Below are 16,529 nucleotides of genomic sequence, written 5' to 3' on the forward strand. Positions count from 1 at the left end.
ACGCTACCTCGCCCCCTCCGCTGTAGGAAGATCACGTTCGGCCACATCCTGGCTCATGCCCGCGAAGTCGCGGGCTGTGTCGAGGAGGCGGTCCTGGAGCTCGGCATCGCGCGGGTCGCGGAACTCGGAGGGGCCGAGCACCGGCATGCCCGCGATCTCGTCTATTGAGCAGTCGAGAAAGACGGCGCAATTGTAGGCCTGCTCGAGGGACATCATCGCCCCGCCGCGCTCCCAAGGGCCATAGGTTAGCACTTTCACATCAAGCCTTTTCGCAATCTCCGCCTGTTTGAGGCCTGCACGCTTCCTCATCTCCTGGAGGTGTATTTCCATCGATGCCTCCTTTCTTATGACGCAGATATTGCATCCAAAATGGAGGTCTCAACGAGATTGTCGGCGTTCAGAATCGACGTCTTCGGGTGCCGACCCTTTTCCGTTACTGCCTTTAAGCAGGCTATCAGTTTTGGCGCAATATTGGCATGATTTCTCGGTTGCGAACAGTAAAAGCGACTGTCTGCGCGGGGAATCGAGAAAGTCGTCACTGCCCGCTACGCGCAGCCGCGGCAGCCGGCGCAGGCCGCGCGGGCCGCGGGCGTGGCGGCGAGCCCGCCGCGCGCCGTCTCGCGCAGGCGCGAGGGCAGGGCGTGGCCCACCTCGGCCATCGCGGAAACGACCTCGTCGAACGGCACGAGCCAGCTCACGCCGGACAGCGCGAGCTGCGCCGCGGAGAACGCCGCCGCCACGCCGATCGCGTTTCTCGCCTGGCAGGGGACCTCCACGAGGCCGCCCACCGGGTCGCAGACGAGTCCCAGCAGGTTGGAGATCGCCAGCGAGGCCGCCGTCAGCGCCTGCTCGGGCGAGCCGTCGAGAAGCTCCACGAGCGCCGCCGCGGCCATCGCCGCCGCCGAGCCCACCTCGGCCTGGCAGCCGCCCTCGGCCCCGGCCACGCACGCGTGCGTCTGGATGTTGAGGCCCACGGCGGCCGCGCACCACAGCGCCGACGCCACGTCCTTCTCGCCCGCGCCCACCGCGTCGGCCACGGCGAGCACGCAGCCGGGCACCACACCCGCCGAGCCCGCCGTCGGCGCCGCCACGATCACGCCCATCGCCGCGGAGCGCTCGAGCACGGCCATCGCGCGGGCCACGGCGTCGGTCTGTACCTCGCCCATGAGCGACGCGCCCCAGCGCTCCGCGCCCGCGTTCACGAGCCGCGCCTCGCCGCCGATGAAGCCGCCGAGCGAACGTGCGGGCGCGGCGATCGGAGCGCTCGTCTCCTCGCGCATGACCTCGATCACGCGGCGCATCGAGGCCTCGGCGCGCTCCTCGCCGGTGAGGCCGCGCTCGCGCAGCTCCATGACGCCGCCGATGGAGAGACCGCGCTCGGCGCAGGCCTCCAGCAGCTGCGCGCCGTCGTCGAAGAGCTCCTCGGCCGTGACGCCGGGCGCCGTCGCGGAGGCGGAGCCGGGCACCGAGATGAACGTCGCGAAGCTCACGTCGCGCAGCGCGCGCACCTGCGGCAGCACGCCGTCGGCCGGCGCGCCGTCCGTCTCGAAGACGGAGTAGGCCCGCCCGCCCTGCTCGGTGCGGTAGGTGCGGCAGAAGGCGATGTTGACCCCGGCCTCCGCCAGAAGGTGCGTGAGGGAGGCGAGAAGCCCGGGCGCGTCGCGGTGCGCCACGAAGAGGGTGGCGTAGGCGCCGGTGATGTCCACGCCGACGCCGCTCACGCGGCTGATGCGCATCTTGCCGCCGCCGAGGCTCTCGCCGCGGACCTGGCAGGTCGTCCCGTCCTCGCACTCCATGTCGATGTCGACGGTGTTGGGGTGGACGGAGGTGTCGTCGGGCGCCTCCACGAACTCGAACTCGAGGCCGGCCTCGCGCGCCAGCTCGAACGCGTCGCGGATGCGCTCGTCGTCGGTGTCCAGCCCGAGGATGCCCGCCACGAGCGCACGGTCGGTGCCGTGGCCGCGGTAGGTGCGCGCGAAGCTGTTCCACACCGTGAAGCGGACGCGCCGCACGCGCCCGGAGACGAGCGAGGCCGCCACGCGCGCGCAGCGCAGGGCGCCGGCGGTGTGCGAGGAGGACGGGCCCACCATGACGGGTCCGAGCACCTCGAAGGCCGAGGTCGTGGCGAGGGTCTGCGGCTTGGCTGCCATGGTCGCCGGTGCCGCTAGAGTGCCATCGCGCGGGCGCGGTCGATGCGGGCGAGGCAGTCCTCGCGGCCCACGAGCGCCATCGTCTCGCCGAGCGGCGGGCTCACCATGTTGCCGCACACGGCCACGCGCACGGCCTGGAAGACCAGGCGCTTCTTCACGTCGAGCGCCTCGGGCAGCGGCTCCAGCGCGGCGTCGATCGCAGCCGGCTCCCATTCGGTGAGCCCCGTCAGCGCCTCGCGCGCGGCGTCGAGCACCGCGCCCATGCCCTCCTTGGCCAGGCCCTTCTCGACGCTCTTCTCGTCATAGACCAGCGTCTCGGCCGTGGCGAAGACCGGCGCCGTCACGGCGACCACGTCGGCCGGGAACTTGGTGCGCGGCTTCACGATCGCGGCGAGCGCGTCGACCCAGGCCTCGTCGGCCTCGAAGTCGCCGCCCACGACGCCGGCCTCGTGGAGCTCCGGCAGCATGATCTGGTCGGCGAACTCCTGGTCGCTCATCGAGCGGATGTACTCGGCCTGGATCCAGTCGAGCTTCTTGGGGTCGAAGGTGGCCGGGTTCTTGGAGACGTGCTCCAGGGAGAACTCGCGAGCCAGGACGTCGCGCGGGATGATCGTGGTCTCGCCGTCGAGCGACCAGCCGAGAAGCGCCAGGTAGTTGACGAAGGCGTCGGAGAGGTAGCCCGCGTCGCGGTACTCCTCCACGTTCGTGGCGCCGTGGCGCTTGGAGAGCTTCTTGCCGTCCGCGCCCAGGATCATCGAGATGTGCGCGAACGTGGGCACCGGCGCGCCCAGGGCCTCGTAGACGATGACCTGGCGCGGGGTGTTGGAGAGGTGGTCGTCGCCGCGGATGACGTGGGTGATGCCCATGGCGGCGTCGTCCACGACGGTGGCGAAGTTGTAGGTCGGCGTGCCGTCGGTGCGCTGGATGACGAAGTCGTCGAGCTCGCGCGCGGCGAAGGTCACCTCGCCATGGACGGCGTCGCGCACGACGACGTCGCCGCGGTCCTCGGGCACCTTGATGCGCAGGACGTACGGCTCGCCGGCGGCAATGCGCGCACGCGCCTCCTCGGGGTCGAGGTCGCGGCAGCGGCGCTGGTAGCCCTGGAACGGGTCCTTGCGGGCCTGCGCCTCGGCGCGGTCGGCGGCCAGCTGCTCGGGCGTGCAGAAGCACGGGTACGCCTTACCCTCGTCCCAGAGGCGCTGGGCGGCGGCGCGGTACATCTCCGCGCGCTCGGTCTGGAAGTAGGGGCCAAAGTCGCCGCCCACCTCGGGACCCTCGTCCCAGTCCAGCCCCAGCCAGCGCATGGCGCGCAGGATGATCTGGGTGTTCTCCTCCGTGGAGCGCTCGGGGTCGGTGTCGTCGATGCGCAGGATGAAGGTGCCGTGGTTGGCGCGGGCGAAGGCCCAGTTGTAGATTGCGGTGCGCGCGCCGCCCACGTGGAGCTTGCCGGTGGGGGAGGGCGCAAAGCGCACGCGAACGGGGGTCTCGGACATGGCGTTCCTCTCGATGGTGCTTCTCGTCACATACGCGACCAGTATACCGCGCGGGCGAGAAGGGCGAGGGCCCGCGTCTCCACGTCGCCGTCGTGCGATTGGTAACGCTTTTGGGCGCGATTCCGTTACCAATCGCAAAGTAAGCTCCGGGCGCCGCGCCGCTGGGCGAGAAGGACGCGCGATGCGCGGCTCACATGAGGCGCGTGTCCTCGAGGCGCCGCTCGAACCACTCCCCGAGACGGATGACCGGCCGGCGCACCACGAGCCCCAGCACGAGCGCCGGCACCAGGTAGGCGAGAAGGACCGCGAGCTCGCGCCAGTAGTCGAGCCCGTAGAGGCCGAACATCGCCGCGCGCAGGGCACCTTCGCTGTGCACGAACGGCAGCCACTGGTAGAGCGCCTGGAACGCCGGCGGCAGCATCTGCGGCGGGAAGGTCCCGCCCGATCCCGCCACCTGGACCACCATGAGGACCACGGCCACGGCCTTGCCCACGTCGCCGAAGGACGCCGTGAGCGAGAAGATCAGGTTCACGTAGACCACCGACGACGCGAGGCACGCGAGCGCGAAGAGCGCCGGGTGCGCGCACTGGACGCCGAGAAACGCGAGGTCGCCGCCAGCGATGAGCGCGGCCTGCGCCACGCCCACCGCGCAGAAGAGCGCGAGGCGCCCGAGGTAGGCCTCCGCGTGCGAGCAGCCGGTCTCGGCGAGCGCGGCCGCCGACGGCGTGGCGCGCACGAGCGCGGCGAGCACCACGCCGCCGATCCAGATCGCGAGCGTCGTGTAGAACGGCGCCATGGCCGAGCCGTTGTTCTCGACCGGGTGGACCGCGGTGCGCTCCACGCTCACCGGGGAGGCGACGAAGTCGGCGAGCGCCCCGGTCCCCGAGCCCAGGGCGGCCCGGACCTGCTCGAGGTCGTCGGAGGCGAGCGCCGAGCGCAGCCGAGCGTGGAGCGCGTCGAGGTCGTCCGCCGCCGCGTCGAGCCGATCCGCCGTGTCGTCGAGCGCGCCGCGGGCCCGCCCGAGCGCGTCCCCGGCGCCCGACGAGGCGCCCTCGGCCGCGGAGAGCGCGGCAGCGAGGTCGTCCCGGAGGGCGTCGGCGCCGTCGGCCGCGTCGCCCACCCGGTCGGCCAGGCCCTGGAGCGTCCCGCGCACGTCCTCGTCGTAGCCGTCCCGCGCGTCGCGTATCGCCGTGCGCGCGTCGGAGAGAAGCCCGGCGAGTTCCCCGCGCGCCGCCTCGGCGTCCTTCGCGCCGCTCGCCAGGTCCGCGGCCGTGCGCCCGACGCCGTCGGAGAGGTCCCGGAGCTCCGCGGCCACGTCGCCGGCCGTCTCGGCGAGCCCCGACACGACGGCGCGGATCGCGGCCACGCGCTCGGCGCCCGCGCTGCCCGCGCCGAGGCGGTCCTGGAGGTCGGCAAGGAGGCCGTCCGCCCGCTCGAGCGAGGCCTGCAGCCCCTCGAGGGACGCGACCTGGTCGTCGAGGGCCGTTCGGGCGTCCGCGAGGGCGCCCTGGAGGCGGTCCTGCTGCGCGCCTGCGGCGTCGAGGGCGCCGTCGATCGCGTCGCCCACCTCGTCCAGGCTCCCCTCGGCCGAGGAGAGCGCGTCGCCCACGGACGCGGCCGCGTCGTCGGCCGCCGTGCCGACCCCCTCGAGGCCCGACGCCGTCTCGCGCAGGGTGTCGCCCGCGTCCCCGACCGGCGAGAGCGCCGAGGAGGCCGTCTCGGCGCCGCCCGCGACCAGCCCCTCCGTCGCGGAGAGGAGACCGGAAAGCTCGCGCGCGTCCCCCGCGGAGCCGCGCAGCGCCTCGGACGACCTCGTGACCGCCGCGTCGAGGCGCGCCGCCACGCTCCGGGCGCCGTCGCCGTCGAGCGCCCGCCCCAGCTCCTCGAGCGCGCCCGCCCCCACCGTCGTGACGGCCCGCGCGAAGCCGCGGTCGATGTCGGCGCGCACGGCGTCCTCGGCCTTGCCGGTCACGATGGAGGCGATCGCGTTCTCCTTCTCGTTCTGGTAGAAGCGCACCCGCGGCCGCTCGGGCGCGGCGGAGAGCATCGTCATGAGGCCGCGCGAGAAGTCCTCGGGCAGCACGACGGCCGCGTAGTACTCGCCCGAGCGCACGCCCGCGACGGCGTCCTCGGGGGAGGTCGCCACGTAGTCGATCGTCTCGGAGGCGCGCAGCTCCGAGACCACGCGCTCGCCGAGGTTCACGCTCACGGGCAAAAGCTCGCCCGCGTAGCCCGCGTCCTCGCTCGCCACGGCCACGCGGACGTTGCCCGTGCTGCCGTAGGGGTCCCAGCTGCCGGCGATGTTGAACCAGGCGTAGAACGAGGGGACCGCCACCATGCCCACGACCACCACGACCGCGACCAGCCCGGTCCGCAGCCTCCGCGCGTCGCGACGCGCGAACGCGAGGACCCTGCCCAGAGAGGCGCGCATCACCGCTCACCGCCCTTCTCGCCCAGCGCCGCGTCCACGAGCTCGCGGCGCCCCATCCGCCCGAGCTCGCCCCGCTCGCGCAGGCGCTCCCTCAGGTAGTCGAGGCCGACCAGGTAGCAGCAGGTGACGGCGAGCGAGGCCGCCCACGCGGCGAGAAGGACGAGGCGGGCCCCGGGCAGCGCGGCGCCGAGGGCGAGCGCGCAGGCCGGCGCCACGACGAGCGCCGCGAGGCCGCGCCGCATCCGCGCCGGGTAGAGCCGCTCGAAGCGCCGCTCGCGCTCGAGCAGGGCGTCGCGCGTCGCCGCGGACTCGCCGAGCGCGCGCAGGACCGCCCCGAGCCGCCCGTCCCTCTCGCCCGTGCGCTCGGTGACGAGCAGGTCCGTGCGGGCGAGCTCGCGGTCGAAGAAGGCGTCGACGTCGAGCAGCCGCGGCCGCGCGAGTGTTGCCAGCGCGAGCGCCGGCAGCGCGAAGGCGAGAAGGACGAGCAGGTCGCGGACGTAGTTGCCGTCGTAGAAGCCGCCGACGGCCTCGCGCATGGCGTTGATGCCGTAGGTGAAGGGGAGCCAGGGGCCCAGGGCCTGGAAGAAGGCCGGCTGCATCTGGATGGGGTAGAGCCCGGAGGCGCCGGGGATCTGCAGGACCACGAGCAGCACCGCGAGCGCCTTGCCCACGTGCTTGAGCGTCGCCGCGAGGGCGTAGATCACGAGGACGTAGACGAGCGAGGCGACCATGCCCGCGAGCACGTACGCCGCCGGAGAGACGCTCTGCACGCCGAGCGCGAGGTCGCCGACGCAGCAGACCACGGCCTGGACCTGGCCGAGAAGGGCGAGCAGCAGCCAGCGCCCCCAGAACGCCTGGGTCGCGGTGACGGGGGCCGCGTCGCCGGGCAGGCCCTCGTGGTCGACCTCGAGCTTGTAGACGGCCACGAGGACGAACCCGCCGACCCACAGAGCGAGGTTGGTGTAGAAGGGCGCCACGCCCGACCCGTAGTTGGCGACTGGGTAGACGGCCTCGGTGACCAGGTCGACGGGGGAGGCGAGGGCCGCCCCGGCCTCGGCGGGGTCGAGTTCGAGGACGTCCGTGACGAGCGCGGGGTCCGCGGCGCCCCGCAGCGCGGCGAGGTCGTCGGCGAGGGCGCCGGCGTCCGCGGAGGCGTCCCGCAGCGTGGCCGCGCCGTCCTCGAGCGTCGAGGAGGCGCTCGCGAGGACGGCGTCGAGCTGGTCGAGCGTCCCCTGGGCCTGGCCGATCAGGGCCGGCAGCGCGTCGGCGCCGCCGGCGAGGCGCCCGCCCGCGTCCCCGAGCGCGTCGAGCGCGCCCGCGAGCTCGGGGGAGACGTCCTGCGCGAGGTCCGCCTGGAGCCCGGAGAGGGCGTCGGCGCCCGTCTGCGCGGCGTCGGCCACCGACCCCGCGAGCCCCTCCATGTCCTCGGCGCCCGCCGCGACCTCCTGGGAGACGGCGCGCATCCCGGCCGCCTGGGCGTCCTGGGAGTCAGCGAGCTCGTCGAGTGCGCGGACCTGCTCGTCGAGCGCGGCGACGGCGGCGTCGCGGGCGGCGGCCTGCGACCCGCTCAGGGACAGCGCGGCGAGCGCGTCGCGGGCCCGGCCGAGCGCCGAGCCGACGGTGCGCAGCGTGCCCCCGGCCGCCTCGACCTCCGACGCCGCGGCGTCGAGCTTGCCCTGCGCCCAGCCCACGTCCCCGGCGACGAGGGCCACGTCGTGGCTCGCCTGCGACGCGAGCGCGGAGAGGGTCGAGGCGCCCGTCCCCAGGTCCGACGAGAGGTCACGGGCGAAGCTGCGGATCCTCGCGCGCGTGTCGCCGAGCGTGCCGAGCGCACCGTCGAGGTCCCGTGCGAGGGAGCGGGCGCCGCCGGACGCGTCGTCGAGGGCGTCGCGCGTGCGGGCCACGGCGGCGCGCCCCTGCGCGACGGCCCCGCGCGCAGCGTCGAACGCGTCGGCCGTCTCGGAGAGGTCCCCCTCGGCGCCGCGCAGGACGGCCAGTGCGTCGCCGGCCGTCTCGTCGGCGGCGCCCGTCGCCCCGCCCACGGCCGCCTGCACCTTCTCGGCGACCGCCTCGCCCGCGACGCGCACGAACTCCGAGGAGACCTGGTCCTCGAGGGTCGTCGCGCCCGTGTCGGTGACCTTGGGCGCGACGGCGTTGGCCTTCTCGTTCACGTAGTAGGAGACGCGCGCCGACCGCGCGTGCCCGCTGACGGCGCCCGCGAGCGTCCCCGTGAAGTCGCGCGGGATGACGAACGCGGCGTAGTAGCGCCCCGAGCGCACGCCCTCGAGCGCCGTCGCCTCGTCGACGAAGGTCCAGTCCAGCTGGTGGTTCTGCTCCAGGCGCTCGCGGATCAGCGCGCCGGCGTTGACCGGGCCGAGCCCGGGCACGTCCGCCCCGGCGTCCTCGACCGCCACGGCGACGGGCACCGTGGCGGTGTTCTCGTACGGGTCCCAGTTGGCGAGGACGTTGAGCCAGGCGTAGGCCGACGGTATCAGGCAGACGCCCAGCGTGACGAGAAGCGCCACGGGGCTCCTGAGCAGGCGCTTGAGGTCGCGGACGAGTATGGCAAGCGAGGCGCGCACGGTATCCCCTCTCATGCGGTTGCACGTGAGGGGGCTTCTTCCCGTCGCCGGCGCGCGCCGCGGGCCCGCCGTCCTTCTCGCCCGCGAATCCACCGTCTCGGCACAAGGCTGCTCTCTACCTGAAATGCGTTCGGTAACGGAATCCGGCCCGAAAGCGTTACCAACCGCAAAGCGGCCCCCGCGCCGCCGCGCCGCCGGGCGAGAAGGGCGCGCGGAATTGTGGCGAGACGGCGCAGTCGGGTCCGCCGCCGCGCCGCGCGGGTATCATGTACGGGCCAGCCGGCGGAATGGTAACGGCCGCCGGGATCGTAGAAAGGACACCCATGACCACCACCTCTCGTTCCATCGCACCGCGCAGCTACCTCTTCACCTCCGAGAGCGTCACCGAGGGCCACCCCGACAAGATCTGCGACCAGGTCTCCGACGCCATCCTCGACGCCCTTCTCGCCAAGGAGGCCCAGCTCCAGGCCGAGGGCTACGTCGCCCCGAGCGGCACCCCCGCCAACGTGGACAACGTCCGCTGCGCGTGCGAGACCTTCGTGACGACGGGCACCGTGGTGGTCGCAGGCGAGGTGCGCACCGAGGCCTACCTCGACGTCCAGACGATCGCGCGCGACGTGATCCGCCGCATCGGCTACGACCGCGCCAAGTACGGCTTTGACTGCGAGACCTGCGGCGTCATCAACATGATCCACGAGCAGAGCCCGGACATCGCCGCCGGCGTCGACGAGTCCTTTGACGCGCAGGCCGGCCGCACCACGGACCCGATCGACCTCGTGGGCGCGGGCGACCAGGGCATGATGTTCGGCTACGCCACCGACGAGACGGACGTCTACATGCCCATGCCGCACTACCTGGCCTCCCGCATGGCCGAGCGCCTGTCCGCCGTGCGCAAGGACGGCACGGTGCCGTACCTGCGCCCGGACGGCAAGACCCAGGTGACGGTGCGCTACGAGGACGACCGCCCCGTCGAGGTCACGGCCGTCGTGGTCTCCACGCAGCACGATGCGGCCATCGCGAGCATGGACACCGTGCGCGAGGACATGGTGGAGCACGTGATCGCGCCGGTGCTGGACGCCGCGGGCATCGAGTGGGGGAGCGCCGTCATCTACGTGAACCCCACCGGCCGCTTCGTGGTGGGCGGCCCCATGGGCGACACCGGCCTCACCGGCCGCAAGATCATCGTGGACACCTACGGCGGCATGGGTCGCCACGGCGGCGGCTGCTTCTCCGGCAAGGACTGCACCAAGGTGGACCGCTCCGCCGCCTACGCCGCGCGCTGGGTTGCCAAGAACGTGGTTGCCGCCGGCCTCGCACACCGCTGCGAGATCGAGCTCGCCTACGCCATCGGCGTGTCCCACCCGCTCTCCATCATGGTGGACACCTTCGGCACCGGCGCGGTGGATGACGCCACGATTGAGGCGGCCGTCGAGAGGGTCTTTGACCTGCGCCCGGGCGCCATCATCCGCGACCTGGGGCTGCGCCGCCCGATCTTCGAGAAGACCGCAGCGTACGGCCACTTTGGCCGCGAGGACCCGGACTTCACCTGGGAGCGCACGGACCGCGTGGACGAGCTGCGCGCCGCCGTGGGGGCGCTCGCGTAGCCGGGTCGCCTGCCGTGCGAGCCTTCCACTTCACCAGCCGCGGCAACGCCGCGAACGAGGACTTCGCGCGCGCGGGCGCGCTGCCGGGCGGCGGCGCGTACGGCGTCGTGATCGACGGGGCGACGGGCCTTGCCGGCGAGGCGCTCTTCTTGCCGCGCTTCTCGACCAACGCCCAGTGGCTCTCGCATGCGACGGGAGCCGCGCTGTGCCATGCGCTCGAGGCGGGCGTTCCCGCAAACGAGGCGCTGGTCAGAGCCGTCGCCACCTCCCGTTCCGAGCTCAAGGCCGCCGCCGGGCGACCCCTCGGCCGGATGGACCCGGACGCGGTGCCGTCTGCCACGCTGGCGCTCGCCGTGGCGGGCGAGAGGGACGTGGAGCTCTGGGGCCTGGGGGACTCGCCGCTCGTGGCCCTTCTCCGCACGGGCGAGCTCGTCGTCTCCACCGACGAGGCACTCGAGGCGCTGGACGCCCGCGTGGTCGAGCTCATGCTGGAGCGCTCCGCCGGACGCGACCTCACGGTGTCCGACCGCCGCGCGCTCGTGCGCGACGAGGTTCTCGCCAACCGGCGCCTCCGCAACACGCCGGACGGCTACTGGTGCCTGGACCCGTCGGGCGCGGGGGTCGCGCACGCCCGGCGCCTCACGCTGCCGCGCGCGGACGTGGTCGCGGTCGCCGGGATGAGCGACGGCCTCTTCCGCGCGTTCGGCCAGTACGGGCTGGCCTCGCTCGCGGAGTGGATGGGCGACGCCACGTACCTCTCGGCCCGGGAGCTCTGCGAGCGGATGCGCGCGCTGGAGGCGGCGGACGCCGGGCTCGAGCGCTTCCCGCGCATGAAGGTCGGCGACGACGCGAGCCTGTTTGTGATTGCGCCCTAATCTGAAGCTTCGCCTCTAACCTTGCGTGACTTTTGCGGCCGCAAAAGTCGGAGTTTTTCTCGGCTTACTCTGTTTCCGCAGGTGAGAAGGTCGTGGCTTCTTGTCAACCAAGAAGTTCTGTCATTTGCGGCCGCAAAAGTCACGCGAGGGTGGGCGGTACGTGTCCGCGCGCCAGCCGGGTACAATGGGGGTCCGTCAGGGGACGAGAAGAACGGGGATCCGGCAGCCATGCCCTACGCGAGCGTCGTGCTCGACATACCCACGCGCGCACTGGACGGCGCCTTCGACTACGCCGTCCCGGCCGAGCTCGCCGCCGAGGCCGTCACGGGCTCCACGGTGCTCGTGACCTTCGCCGGACGCGCGGCCGTGGGCTACGTCGTCGCCACGCACGAGGAGCCGCCCGCCGGCGTCGCGCCCGAGAAGATCCGCGCCGTCGAGCAAGTCCTCGCCCCGAGCGCCTTCGACGAGACCGCCGCCCGCGTGGCGGCGTGGATGGCGCGCGAGTACGCCTGCCCGCCCGCCGAGGCGATCCGCCCCTTCCTCGCCCCGGGGCAGAAGGTCCGCGTGACCCGCGCCTCGGCCGACGCCCCCTGGGAGCTCCAGACCGAGCGCGCCGGCGCCGTGGACGACCGCTGGGCGCGCCTCACGCCCGCCGCGAACGACTACGAGCCCGCGCGCACCGCCTCGCGCCAGCGCGCCGTGATCGAGGCGCTGCGCCAGGGCCCGCAGCGCGTGGCCGAGCTCTCCGCCACCATCCCCGGGGCGGCCGCCGCCGTGACGGCGCTGGCCAAGCGCGGCGTCGTCGACGTCACGCACCGCCGGCGCGTGCGCGGCACGGACGACACCACGCTCTCCTCGGCCGCCGCCCCGCGCCCGGAGCGCCTCACAAACGGCCAGCAGGCAGCGCTCGCCGCCATCGACGCCGCCCGCACCGCCGCGCGCGGCGACGTCGTGCTCGTGGACGGCGTGACCGGCTCCGGCAAGACCGAGGTCTACCTGGCCGCCATCGAGCGCGCGCTCGCCGACGGCCGCGGCGCGCTCGTCCTCGTGCCCGAGATCTCGCTCACGGCGCAGACCGTGGGCCGCTTCCGCAGCCGCTTCGGCGACGAGGTCGCCGTGCTGCACAGCCGCCTCTCCACCGGCGAGCGCTTCGACCAGTGGGACCTCGTCCGCAGCGGCCGGGCCCGCGTGGTGGTGGGTGCCCGCTCGGCGCTCTTCGCCCCGCTGCGCGAGGTCGGCCTCATCATCATCGACGAGGAGCACGAGGGCTCCTACAAGCAGGACAAGTCGCCGCGCTACCACGCGCGCGAGGTGGCCGCCGAGCTCGCCCGGGCCCGCGGCGCCGCGCTCGTCCTCGGCTCGGCCACACCCTCGCTCGAGAGCCTCGCGCGCTGCCGAGCCGGCGTCTTCCGCGGCGCCCGCTGGACGCGCGTCGAGATGCCGGAGCGCCCCGGCGCCGCCGTCCTGCCGCGCGTGACGGTCGTGGACATGGCGGAGCAGTTCCGCGGCGGTGGTCGCTCGATCTTCTCGGCCCCGCTCGCGAACGCCCTGCTCGACGTGGCCCGACGCCGCGAGAAGGCGGTGCTTCTGCTCAACCGCCGCGGCTTCGCGAACTTCCTCATGTGCCGCGAGTGCGGCTGCGTGCCCGAGTGCCCGCACTGCTCGACGGCGCTCACCTACCACGAGCGCGGCCACATGCTGGCCTGCCACAGCTGCGGGCGCAGCTGGCCGGTCCGCGCGTTCCCGGACCCGTCCACGAGCTGCCCCAACTGCGGGAGCCGCTACCTCGCCGCCTTTGGCGTGGGCACGCAGCGCGTGGAGGACGAGCTGCGCATGCTCCTGCCCGAGGACGTGGAGGTCATCCGCATGGACGCCGACACCACCCGTGCCAAGGGCGCCCACCAGCGCCTGCTCGAGCAGTTCGACGCCGCGGAGTGCGCGGTGCTCGTTGGCACGCAGATGATCGCCAAGGGGCTCGACTTCCCCGAGGTCACGCTCGTGGGCGTGGTCAACGCCGACACCATGCTCAAGCTGCCGGACTTCCGCGCCGCCGAGCGCACCTACGACCTGCTGGAGCAGGTGGCGGGCCGCGCCGGCCGCGGCGAGCGCCCGGGCGAGGTCATCGTGCAGACCTACTGGGCCACGCACCCCGCCATGCGGGCGGTGGCCGCCCACGACCGCGCGGTCTTTCTCGACGCCGAGCTCGCCGAGCGCGCGGAGGCGCACTACCCGCCGTTCGCGCGCCTCGCCAACGTGACGGTGTGGGGCAGGGCCGAGAAGGACGTGCGCTCGACCTGCGACGAGCTCGCCGCGGCCGTGCGCGGGCGCGTGGGGGACGACGCCGGCTGGGAGGTCCTGGGGCCCGCGGAGTGCGTGAAGGCGCGGGTCAAGGACCAGTTCCGGCGCCACCTCATGGTGAAGGCGCCCGCCGACGCGGACCTCGGCGGGGTGGTCGGCGCGTGCGCGGTCTCGCTCGGACGGCGCGCGGGTATTAACATGGCAGTGGACATAGACGCCTACGACCTGATGTAGGAGGAACCGTGAAGGAACTCGAGGAGATCGTGCTCTCGCCCGACCCGCGCCTCTCGCAGGAGTGCGCGCCGATCGAGGAGATCGACGACGAGGTGCGCGCGCTGGCCAAGCGCATGCTCAAGGTCATGTACGCCGCGGACGGCTGCGGCCTGGCGGGCCCCCAGGTGGGGGAGATGCGCCAGATCGTGGTCATCGACGTCGACTGGGCCGGCAAGGGCTCCAAGAAGAACCCCTACGTGCTGATCAACCCCCGCGTCGTCACCGCCGACGGCCCCGAGATCGAGGGCTCCGAGGGCTGCCTCTCCTTCCCCGGCGTGAGCGTGCGCGTGAAGCGCCCGAGCCACGTGGTCGTGCAGGCCAAGAACCTCGACGGCGACCTCATGCAGTACGAGGCGTCCGACAACCTCATGGCGGTCTGCCTGCAGCATGAGATCGACCACGTCCACGGCGTGACGATGTTCGACCACCTCGCGCCGATGGCGCGCGCCGAGGCGGAGCGCGACTACGAGGAGGCGCTCGCCGCGGGCGCGCGCCCGGGTGACACCGAGGTCTAGGGGGGCGCCGATGCCTGACACCAAGCTGCGCGTCGTCTTCATGGGGACGCCCGAGTTCGCCGTGCCGTCGCTCGAGCGCCTGGCCGAGAGCTGCGACGTCGCGCTCGTGCTCACGCGCCCGGACGCCGTGCGCGGCCGCGGGCGCGCGCTCGTGCCGTCGCCGGTCAAGGCCCGCGCGCTCGAGCTGGGCCTTCCCGTGGTCGAGGCCTCGCGCATCACGCCGGAGGTGGCGGACGCCCTGCGCGCCGCCGCGGCCGACGTCTTCTGCGTGGCGGCCTACGGCTGCATCCTGCCCGACGAGGTGCTCACCATGGCGCCCGGCGGCTGCGTGAACGTGCACGCGTCGCTGCTGCCGCGCTGGCGCGGCGCCGCGCCGATTCAGCGCGCGATCCTCGCCGGCGACGAGAGGACGGGCGTCTCGATCATGCGGATCGGCCACGGCGTGGACACGGGTGCCTACTGCGCCCAGGCGTCCGTCACGGTGGGCGAGAAGGACACCGAGGCCCTCACGGCCGAGCTCGCCCGTGTGGGCGCCGAGCTCCTGGTGGAGACGCTGCCCTCCGTTGTGGGCGGCACGGCCGCGTGGGTCGAGCAGGACGAGGCCCTCGTCACGCACGCCGCCAAGATCTCCAAGGCCGAGCTCATGCTGGACCCCGCCGACGGCGTGCGCGCAAACGCGCTGCGCGTGCAGGCGTCCGGCGACACGGCACCGGCCCGCTGCGTGGTGGCCGGCCGTGGCGTGCGGGTGTGCGCCGCGCGCGCGGGCGAGAAGGACGTGGCACCCGGGTCCGTGGCCGCCGGCCGCGGCCGCGTGTGGCTGGGCTGCTCCGACGGCTCGCTCGAGGTCCTGCGCGTGAAGCCCGACGGCAAGCGCGAGATGGAGGCTGCGGCGTGGGCCGCGGGCCTGCGCGGTGACGGCCTGACGTGGGGGCGCGCGTAGTGGCGCGCCTCTCGCTGGCCCGCCGCGCGGCGCTCGCGCTTCTCGGCGAGCGACGCCGTCGCGACGCCCGGGCGCGCGACCTGCTGCGCGGCGCGGGCGCGCTCGACAAGCTCGACGAGCGCGACCGCGGCCTCGCCACGAGGCTCGTCCTGGGCGCAACGGCCGCCGAGGGCGCGCTCGACGCCATGGTCGACGCCCACCTCCGCCGTGGCGCGCACCTCGAGCCGCGCGTCCGCGACGCCCTGCGCCTCGCCGCCTACGAGCTCGCCTACCTCGGGACGAGGTCGGACGTCGCCGTGAGCCAGGGCGTCGAGCTCGTCCGCTCGGTCGCGCCGCGCGCGACGGGCCTCGCCAACGCCGTGCTGCGCCGTGTGGCCGAGGGGGACGTCGCGGCCGTCGCCGCGGCGCGCGAGCGCGTCGCCACAGGTGACTTCGACGTCCGTGACCTGGTGATCGTTGGCGCGCTGCCCGAGTGGCTCGCCGAGCGCGCGCTCGCCTCGCTCGGGGCCGGCCGCGCTGCCGCCTGGGCGTGCTCCGCGCTCGAGCCCGCCGCCCCCTGGGCCGCCGTCAGCCGCGCGCGCCGCACGGAGGACGAGGCCCTCGCCCTTCTCGCCGACGCCGGCTGCGAACCCGAGGTCGGCCCGCTTCCCGGCTCGGCGCGCCTTGGCGCCCCGTCGCGCCTCGCGCCGTCCGGGCTCGTGGAGCGCGTCGTCGCCATCCCGTGCGACCTCGCCGCCCAGGAGGTCGCGCTCGCGTGCGCGCCTGCGCCCGGCGAGCGCGTGCTCGAGGTCGGCCAGGGCCGCGGTACCAAGACGCTGCTGCTCCAGAACGCCGCCCTCGCCGCCGGGGGTCCGTGCGAGGTCACGGCGGTCGAGGTCTCGCCGCGCAAGTCCGAGCTCGCCGCGCGGCGCATGGAGGTCGCCGGCGTCGCGGGCCACGTGCGCTGCGTCTGCGCCGACGGCCGCGCCCTGCCCGCAGACCTCGGCGCCTTCGACCTCGTCTTTCTCGACGCGCCCTGCTCCGGCACGGGAACGCTTGCCCGCCACCCAGAGATCGCCTGGTCGCTCGAGCCGTCCGCTCCCGCCGACCTGGCCGCCCTGCAGGCCGAGCTCCTCGCCGCCGCCTCCGCGCACGTCGCGGCGGCCGGCCGGCTCGTCTACGCGACCTGCTCGGTGCTGGCCGAGGAGAACGAGGCCGTCGTCGACGCGTTCCTTGCCAGCCCCGCGGGCGCGTCCTTCTCGCTCGAGCGTGCCGGCCTCACCGAGGTTCCCGGCGGCTCCGACACACACTTCCACGCCCTTCTCCGCCGCCGGTAATTTGCGGTTTGTAACGTTTTCCGGCCGGATTCCGTTACCAACCGCAACGTTC

At 73.9% G+C, this 16,529-nt stretch carries 11 protein-coding genes; 6 read left to right on the forward strand and 5 right to left on the reverse strand.

What is annotated here, in order from left to right; translation table 11 throughout:
- Nucleotides 1-3: 3 nt before the first annotated feature.
- From B5F73_RS03695 to B5F73_RS03715, 5 genes are all read right to left on the reverse strand, one after another.
- Nucleotides 4-330 carry a helix-turn-helix transcriptional regulator gene (locus B5F73_RS03695; protein WP_087226589.1) on the reverse strand — a complete coding sequence of 109 codons (327 nt, stop codon included), beginning with the start codon at nucleotides 328-330 and terminating at the stop codon, nucleotides 4-6.
- Between the two features lie 215 nt (nucleotides 331-545).
- Nucleotides 546-2,150, reverse strand: coding sequence for an L-serine ammonia-lyase, iron-sulfur-dependent, subunit alpha (gene sdaAA / locus B5F73_RS03700; RefSeq protein ID WP_087226592.1), 1,605 nt, complete (start codon nucleotides 2,148-2,150; stop codon nucleotides 546-548).
- Between the two features lie 14 nt (nucleotides 2,151-2,164).
- Entirely contained in the window at nucleotides 2,165-3,643 is a 1,479-nt protein-coding gene (gene gltX / locus B5F73_RS03705) for a glutamate--tRNA ligase (RefSeq protein WP_087226596.1), read from the reverse strand.
- Between the two features lie 190 nt (nucleotides 3,644-3,833).
- Nucleotides 3,834-6,074 (reverse strand): YhgE/Pip domain-containing protein, encoded by a 2,241-nt coding sequence (locus tag B5F73_RS03710; RefSeq protein WP_239379788.1) that lies wholly within the window; start codon nucleotides 6,072-6,074, stop codon nucleotides 3,834-3,836.
- Nucleotides 6,074-8,656, reverse strand: coding sequence for a YhgE/Pip domain-containing protein (locus B5F73_RS03715; RefSeq protein WP_158094750.1), 2,583 nt, complete (start codon nucleotides 8,654-8,656; stop codon nucleotides 6,074-6,076). Before B5F73_RS03715 ends, B5F73_RS03710 begins: the two co-directional genes overlap by 1 nt.
- A gap of 323 nt (nucleotides 8,657-8,979) precedes the next feature.
- Between B5F73_RS03715 and metK the strand changes: the two genes are divergently transcribed.
- The 6 genes from metK (at nucleotide 8,980) to B5F73_RS03745 (ending at nucleotide 16,477) form a co-directional block, all read left to right on the forward strand.
- Nucleotides 8,980-10,260, forward strand: coding sequence for a methionine adenosyltransferase (gene metK, locus B5F73_RS03720; RefSeq protein ID WP_087226602.1), 1,281 nt, complete (start codon nucleotides 8,980-8,982; stop codon nucleotides 10,258-10,260).
- Nucleotides 10,261-10,274: 14 nt separating this feature from the next.
- Nucleotides 10,275-11,135, forward strand: a complete 861-nt coding sequence (locus tag B5F73_RS03725) for a protein phosphatase 2C domain-containing protein (RefSeq protein ID WP_158094751.1) — start codon at nucleotides 10,275-10,277, stop codon at nucleotides 11,133-11,135.
- 228 nt (nucleotides 11,136-11,363) lie between these two features.
- The gene (gene priA, locus B5F73_RS03730; protein ID WP_087226608.1) at nucleotides 11,364-13,667 is read left to right on the forward strand and encodes a primosomal protein N'; all 2,304 of its coding nucleotides are present in this window, start codon (nucleotides 11,364-11,366) and stop codon (nucleotides 13,665-13,667) included.
- 8 nt (nucleotides 13,668-13,675) lie between these two features.
- Complete coding sequence (gene def / locus B5F73_RS03735; protein ID WP_087226611.1) at nucleotides 13,676-14,221, forward strand: peptide deformylase; 546 nt, start codon at nucleotides 13,676-13,678, stop codon at nucleotides 14,219-14,221.
- Nucleotides 14,222-14,246: 25 nt separating this feature from the next.
- Nucleotides 14,247-15,161, forward strand: a complete 915-nt coding sequence (gene fmt, locus B5F73_RS03740; RefSeq protein ID WP_087226845.1) for a methionyl-tRNA formyltransferase — start codon at nucleotides 14,247-14,249, stop codon at nucleotides 15,159-15,161.
- Nucleotides 15,161-16,477, forward strand: a complete 1,317-nt coding sequence (locus tag B5F73_RS03745) for a transcription antitermination factor NusB (RefSeq protein WP_158094752.1) — start codon at nucleotides 15,161-15,163, stop codon at nucleotides 16,475-16,477. Before fmt ends, B5F73_RS03745 begins: the two co-directional genes overlap by 1 nt.
- The last annotated feature ends 52 nt before the right edge of the window (nucleotides 16,478-16,529 follow it).

This window comes from Olsenella sp. An270, assembly GCF_002159735.1.
Lineage (GTDB): Bacteria > Actinomycetota > Coriobacteriia > Coriobacteriales > Atopobiaceae > Thermophilibacter.